We start from the raw sequence: 6,706 nt of genomic DNA on the forward strand, positions 1-6,706 counted from the left end.
AAAGGCAAACAAAATAGGTGCAACTACTTTTTCTTATATCGAGGCTAGAACACTTTGTCATGCATCCAGTTCCTAGACTTATTATCTGCTCTGGTAATAAGCGTAAAAATCTGGGACAAAGTGTTCTTTTTTATCATACAAATAGTTTTACTAGTTTTTTCTTTTCACTTTCAAATAAGTTTAATCGCTCGATTTGCAATGCCTCTTGCGGCTGATTCACATCGTATAGCTGATAGAAATGATGCGTGCGAATATCCAATCGATTGTTTAATTGCTGCCAATGACTCCAGTGATGTGCGTCTTTCTTTGGAATATAAGGCTGAAGCACCCAAGGTACTTTTTCTTTATACCGTAATCCCCGGCGACCAATCGTAAAAGCCGCGGATTGATGAATAGAGATACCGAATTTCCGCATGTATTTCATCTTTCCGGAGATTGAAGTGTAAGCGGGATTTACTTGAAAGACAGCCACGCCCCTTTTATCTGCACGATTCAAAATTGCACTTGTCATCTTCTCATACGCAAACATACTCTTCATCCGATTCGCTCGCTTATTCCCATAGCGATCCCCTGCTTTCGATTGGGTCGTATCTAACTTCTCGATGACAACCGGCTTGTTATACCGCCCCGCTAAGTCTACTAAGCGAATCGCCTCCACTTCGATGATCTTTGTGATTTGTCCGGTGGATTTACCTAGAATCGAAAAATGGAGGGAACCACTTCCTTTGTAATTCCCATCCTTCGTTACATTTGCCCAAGCAAAATGCTCAAGATTACAATCTACACCGATCACACCATCTGATATACTGTAATTCGTATGAGGGTTTTTCGGCACATCGAATAAACATTTTACAATGTAATACTCCCCGTGGTCTTCAACAGACCATGCAATCGGTTTGCCATGCTTTTTCTTATTCTTACACTGTAATTGAGTTGTGATTACCTTCTCAATGACTTCTTGTCCATACGGAAACGTAACAGCTGGAAACATAAGTGTTTTCCCAGAACTTGTCGTCATCCACAATTCTTTTGTCTCGGGCACATACTGAAACACAAAACTCCCATGTTTGGCATCTTTCCGTCCAGATAGGATCAGTTGTTTATTTCGAGCACGGGAAAATAATGTTTTCCATTTGTCATGGTTACGTACAAACTCGCGGATGGTAAATTGCGAGCGAAACAGTTTTTTGCTTCCAAATACTGCACTTGGAATATGCGTTTGATCGGATGAAAGTTTTTGCGTTAAACGGGATTGTCTGTGAGTGAGATGACCGATTTTCGCCTGAATTCTTTTGATTTGAACATCTAAGTATTGGTGTTCAAACAAATATTCATTTAGCCAAATTAAGGTGTCTTTTTTACGAGATAAGGAAATGAGGTTGTTGTGCTTCGCGAAGCGGGTGTTTTTCGGAAACGTCAGCGTTCCTTTCACACAACTTTGTTTGATTTTGCGAAGGTTTGTTAGTTTTGTCCGTTCTTGTTTCAACTTTTTCTTGAGCTTCTTAAGCTTCTCTTGCGTTTGCTTCTCATATCGTTTTTGTAACGCCATTAAACCTGTAAACAACGCCTTTGCTTCTTGCGCCGCACTGTTTGCATAATAATCATTCAATTGATAGTTCCACTTGAGAACGAGATGAAGACTGTCTGGATACAACTTACGGTTCCAACGTTTTTCACGAACAATCGTTTGAAATGCAAAACGTTTCGCCTGATTAAATGTTTCGATTGTCTCTGCCAATGTATCTACCATTTCATGCGGTACATCTATCTTGTAGATCCGTTTCGAAAAATACGCTTTCTTCACCTGTTTTCACTTCCTTTTATTTGATAAGATCATTATACACCGATTCAAACGTATGTTCTGCAAAAAAAAGAGACGTTTTCTTTAAAAAGAAAAAACCGAGAAGACCCCCACCTTCACTTCGTTTAGAGGAGGGGGTCTTCTCGGTTAAAATGATAAACTTTTCTACAACGTTCGTTTGAGATTCTGCCATCGTCATTTGATTTGATGACATATGCATTGCAAAGGAAAATAATAAGATAACTAAAAGTTTTTTCTTCATTTTGATCACCTATAGCTATCTTTCCTTATGTTTACACAATCTATGTATATCCATAACGTGCTACACTCTCATATGCAATAACAACAAATCTCTGATTGACACGCTATTATTTACTGAATAAGTATATAAAATAAAAAGCACATCACTCTCAAGTAAGTGATGTACCCGAAATTACATAATGTATAACATTGCATTTTTAAAAATAAATGGTCCTTTTTTAATATAACTAGACAGTTACTAACAGGTATGATCCTCAATGTTTCCTCTACCTTCACTGTACTTCTGCGTGCAAACAAGACTTGAAGTGTCCTAAGGCAAACTCATGTCCTTGTTCATTAAAAGAAGCCACTGCTTTTTCGTGTACAACGATGTGAAATCCTTTATTATAAGCATCCACCGCTGTATGGAGAACACAAATATCCGTACATACGCCAACAAGGTGAACTTCTTGTATACCCCTTTCTCTTAGTTTCATTTCTAAGTCCGTTCCAGCAAAAGCACTATAACGTGTTTTGTCCATATAGTATACATTCTCATTGTTACGATAGTTTTCATACAGGTTTTGCAACTCTCCGTATAAATCTCTTCCTTTTGTACCCGCTATATTATGCGGCGGAAATAGTTGTGTCTCTGGATGATAGGAATCATTTCCCTCATGCCTATCAATGGCAAATACAACATAATCTCCATTTTCAATAAACTGCTTGGTAACCTCTACAAGAGGCTTTTCAATAGTTTGCCCTGGCTTCCCACATGTTAAAGCACCATCTTTAGCCACGAAATCATATGTATAATCAATATTGATAAGAGCTCGTTTCATTACATCTTTTCCTCCCTACTCGTTTCACGTTAAACAATAGAAAACGTGTTTTTACGACGCAGTATACTATATTCGACATTTTCATACAAGATTCCTACAAGGTATTTATACTATAGGTATATATATTGTCATTTTCATTTGATTTGGATATATTGATTGTAATACATCGGTAATCTCAAAATCTGGTCCTTCTCTTCTTTCATAATTCGAGTTTGGTAGCCATGTACCATAAATATACCTTCTCGTATTTTGAACTGAATCAGCTGCGCCATTTACTTTGAATTCAGCATATTTTCCTTCTGGAATTTCAAAATTAACAAACCCTTTTTCTAATTCGTAAGCAAACTCCTGCACTTCTTCTCCAACAATGAACGAAAAATTACCATCATCATGAAAATTACATGCGATACCATATGGCATATTAGGTGCAGCCTTCTTAGGAATTTGCAAATAATATTCATTACGTCCAAAATCAAAATAAAAACCAGGAATTTCCTCAAAGTATTTTTCATTGTTTAGATTGGTTTTATATTCAACACCGATAATATTTCTTTTGTTTAATTGTAAAATATTAGGTTTATTCATAATCAACTCTTCCTTCATCTCCTTTTTATAGTCAAAAAAATTCAGTTTAGCTTGTAAATGCAAAGCGATTTCTAACTTTCGATATTTAGCAGGAGTCATTCCAAAATAATTTACAAACGCACGTGTAAATGCTTCTTGGGAATTATATTGAAAATCAATTGCAACTTCTAATATATTCTTTTTTGTTTTCCTTAATGAAATAGCAGCTTCAGATAATCTCCTATTTCTTATGTATTTTTGTACAGAAAAGCCGGTAATTGCTTGAAAAAGCCTTTGAAAATGAAATGGAGAAAAACAAGATTGCGAAGAAACCTCAACAATATTCAATTCATCCTGTAGATTACTTTCAATAAATTCAATAGAGCTTTGTATTCTTTTGAAATAATCCATCCCCAACTCTCCCTTTATTCTATTTTATATTTTCATCAAAATCTTTTTTTGATAATTTGTGCTATTCCCCATTGTAACCGATCCAATTTCTTGTAACTACATATTTATAAGGGCTAAAGTGAGATTTTAATTAGGTGTTTTTTCATCTCTCACCTAACTTATTTTCCTTCGCTGGATTTTGAAGTGTAGCTCTTACTATCCGCCAATAGCGGGATAAACATATTATCATGTTGCATTATATACACATATAAAGTCGTACTCCATAGAAGATCTAAGGCACATAAAAACAAAAAAGACACACCACTCTTTAACGTGATGTACCTTTTTCTCTCTAACATAACAAAATATATCTTTTTAATGTGCAGGTTTATTTTCAAATTTAGCCTGTACAAAGTTAATAACTTTTCCTGATGGATCATTATTTTCAAATTGAACTGCAGTTACTGTGTGATACCCTGCCTCTAACGTTTTTTGTTTTAATTCTACTGTTGTCTGCGTTATGCTCGTAACATGATGTTTATCTTCAAATATATTATCTACGAATACAAATGTTTCTTTATCCTTTTGAAAATTGGTAAGTTCTAATTCAACTTGCTGAATTAGAGCGTCTTTCTTTACAAATACAGTTGGTATATTTCCATCTTCAGAAGTACCATCTGGTGTAATTACTTTTACTTTCCCTTCACCAATTGGCATTGTCCCCTCAGGAAAAGAAGTTACACTCTCATCACTTGCATTTACAACTTGTTCTTCTTTTATAGACTGGGCTTCTTCTTTTTCATTTGAAACACCACACCCAACCAATAACAAAGCAGACAATCCAGCGATTATGAATTTTTTCAAAATTCATCCCCCCTGTAAATTTATTCTTTCATTTATTATACAAAAATAATTATCTGTTTTAAGTTCAGTTTTTTAAACTTCCGTGAACAAACATTCTGTTCACTATTACTGTACCATATTTTCTTTTTTAACATCATTAATTTTTTCAAGAAATAATTAGGAATTCCTTCTTATTCTCCATTTTAGCCCATTATTAGCAAAAAATATTCCCTTCTAGAAAAAATAGAAAAAAGACATTGGGCGCACCAATGCCTTTTTTCTATTTTTTACACAACATCCTAAAAAATAAATTTTGTAATATCCTCAATTTCTTTTCGAGCAAGTTTTTTGGGCTGGTCTTTCGGATAACCGAGTGAAATTACCATATTGATTTGTTTCTCAGGCTCAATTTGTAAATATTGTCGCAATTCATTTTGAGCTAATAACACAGGCCCTGTCATCGGGCAAGTCCCAAGTCCTCTTGCGTGTGCTGCTAACATTAAATTTTGTGCAGCTAAACAACTACTCTTAATCCCCTCTTCTTCCCATACTGAATCTGGAACGAAGTCAATTGGATCAAATATTTTTTCACGAAACTTTGACTTGTAAAGTGTAGCTAAACATACGATTAAAACCGGTGCATCAGAAAATGCAGTTGCGTATGGTCCAAATGAACGTGTAAGTAATTTACCTGCTTTTTCTTCGCCCTTTTCCGCTGCTTGTTCAGCCAATTTATGTAAAGCATCCCATGTCATTTGTTCAATTTCTTTAATTTTATCCCGATTCATGATGACAATAAATTCCCACGTTTGTGAATTTGTATCACTTGGTGCGTAACGAGCACAATCAATAATTTCTTCCATGTCACGAACTGATACTTCTTGTTCTGTAAATTTTCGAACACTACGTCTTCCGTGAATCACTTCTTTAAATGCTTCATATTTCATATATAATCCCCTTTTATAGCGTTTTCAAAAATCATTCTACGTTTGATTATATCACGAAAAAAGCTGGTGGAATACCAGCTCCATTTTCCTTGTACATTCAGTTTATTACTTTTAAAGACGCAATACTCTCCTCATAAGCAGCTTGTAGCTTCTTCGTAATTACTCCTCTTTTTCCATTACCAAATTGCTCTTTTCCTATTTGAATGACAGGAAATATTTCAAGAGGTGTTGCTGTAAAGAAACATTCATCTGCCTCATATACTTCTTGTAATGAAAACTCTCGCTCTTCTACTTCAATATGTAGAGCTTTTGCTAATGAAATGACATGATAACGAGTAATTCCATGTAAAATAAAATGATCTGCCGGGTGCGTAATCACTTTATTATTTTTTATAATAAAGAAATTTGAATGGCAACCTTCTGTTACAATCCTATCTCGAACTAATATTGCTTCTTGATACCCTTCTTCATTAATTTTATTCTTAATCATAATATTAGGGAGAAGATTTAAAGATTTGATATGACAAAACTTCCAGCGAATATCTTCTTCCACTGTTACCTTTATTCCCTTTTCCATTACAGAAATCGGTCTCGGGAATGAAACGATATTTGCGAAATAAGTTGGCACTAAATTGGATTCATATACATGATTTCGGGGCTGCATACCTCTTGAAATTTGAATATATACATTCCCATCTTCTTGAAATTGATTTTTTTCAATTAATTGCTGAAGTTGCTCAATTAATTCTTCTTTAGTAAAAGGTGGAACAAGCTGAATCTCCTTCATAGATTTAAAAAATCTTTCTAAATGTAAATCTAATAAGTGAGGTTTCCCATTGTATAAACGAAACACTTCATATATACCATCACCAAATTGAAAACCACGTTCTTCGAGCGCCACCATTGGCTGCTCTTCCTTCGTATTCACAATTCTCCCATTAAATAAAATCCAATCTTTATGAGAACCTTTCACTTTTTCCACTCCTTTACTTATTCTTAACTCCATTTTACAACTTATCCCATTAAATAGAAATAATTTTCAGTTATTTTAATTTATAAAAAAACACATCACTTCAAAT

7 protein-coding genes are annotated in these 6,706 nt (G+C 34.6%); all 7 read right to left on the reverse strand.

Translation table 11 applies throughout. The features are described from left to right. Nucleotides 1-133: 133 nt before the first annotated feature. Complete coding sequence (locus tag LOK41_RS23135) at nucleotides 134-1,804, reverse strand: IS200/IS605 family accessory protein TnpB-related protein (RefSeq protein ID WP_241818462.1); 1,671 nt, start codon at nucleotides 1,802-1,804, stop codon at nucleotides 134-136. Between the two features lie 16 nt (nucleotides 1,805-1,820). Further along, the gene (locus tag LOK41_RS23140; RefSeq protein WP_241818463.1) at nucleotides 1,821-2,063 is read right to left on the reverse strand and encodes a hypothetical protein; all 243 of its coding nucleotides are present in this window, start codon (nucleotides 2,061-2,063) and stop codon (nucleotides 1,821-1,823) included. 271 nt (nucleotides 2,064-2,334) lie between these two features. Further along, on the reverse strand, nucleotides 2,335-2,883 hold the full coding sequence (locus tag LOK41_RS23145) for a cysteine hydrolase family protein (protein ID WP_241818464.1): 549 nt from the start codon (nucleotides 2,881-2,883) through the stop codon (nucleotides 2,335-2,337). A 105-nt stretch (nucleotides 2,884-2,988) separates the two neighbouring features. Next, nucleotides 2,989-3,858, reverse strand: coding sequence for an AraC family transcriptional regulator (locus LOK41_RS23150; RefSeq protein WP_241818465.1), 870 nt, complete (start codon nucleotides 3,856-3,858; stop codon nucleotides 2,989-2,991). A gap of 354 nt (nucleotides 3,859-4,212) precedes the next feature. Next, a complete protein-coding gene (locus tag LOK41_RS23155; protein WP_241818466.1) occupies nucleotides 4,213-4,701 on the reverse strand; it encodes a hypothetical protein in 489 nt (162 codons plus the stop codon). A gap of 278 nt (nucleotides 4,702-4,979) precedes the next feature. Next, nucleotides 4,980-5,627 carry a nitroreductase family protein gene (locus tag LOK41_RS23160; protein ID WP_241818467.1) on the reverse strand — a complete coding sequence of 216 codons (648 nt, stop codon included), beginning with the start codon at nucleotides 5,625-5,627 and terminating at the stop codon, nucleotides 4,980-4,982. 97 nt (nucleotides 5,628-5,724) lie between these two features. Next, complete coding sequence (gene dat / locus LOK41_RS23165; RefSeq protein ID WP_241818472.1) at nucleotides 5,725-6,600, reverse strand: D-amino-acid transaminase; 876 nt, start codon at nucleotides 6,598-6,600, stop codon at nucleotides 5,725-5,727. Nucleotides 6,601-6,706 lie beyond the last annotated feature (106 nt).

The sequence above is a fragment of the Bacillus sp. TL12 genome (genome assembly GCF_022625245.1).
Lineage (GTDB): Bacteria > Bacillota > Bacilli > Bacillales > Bacillaceae_G > Bacillus_A.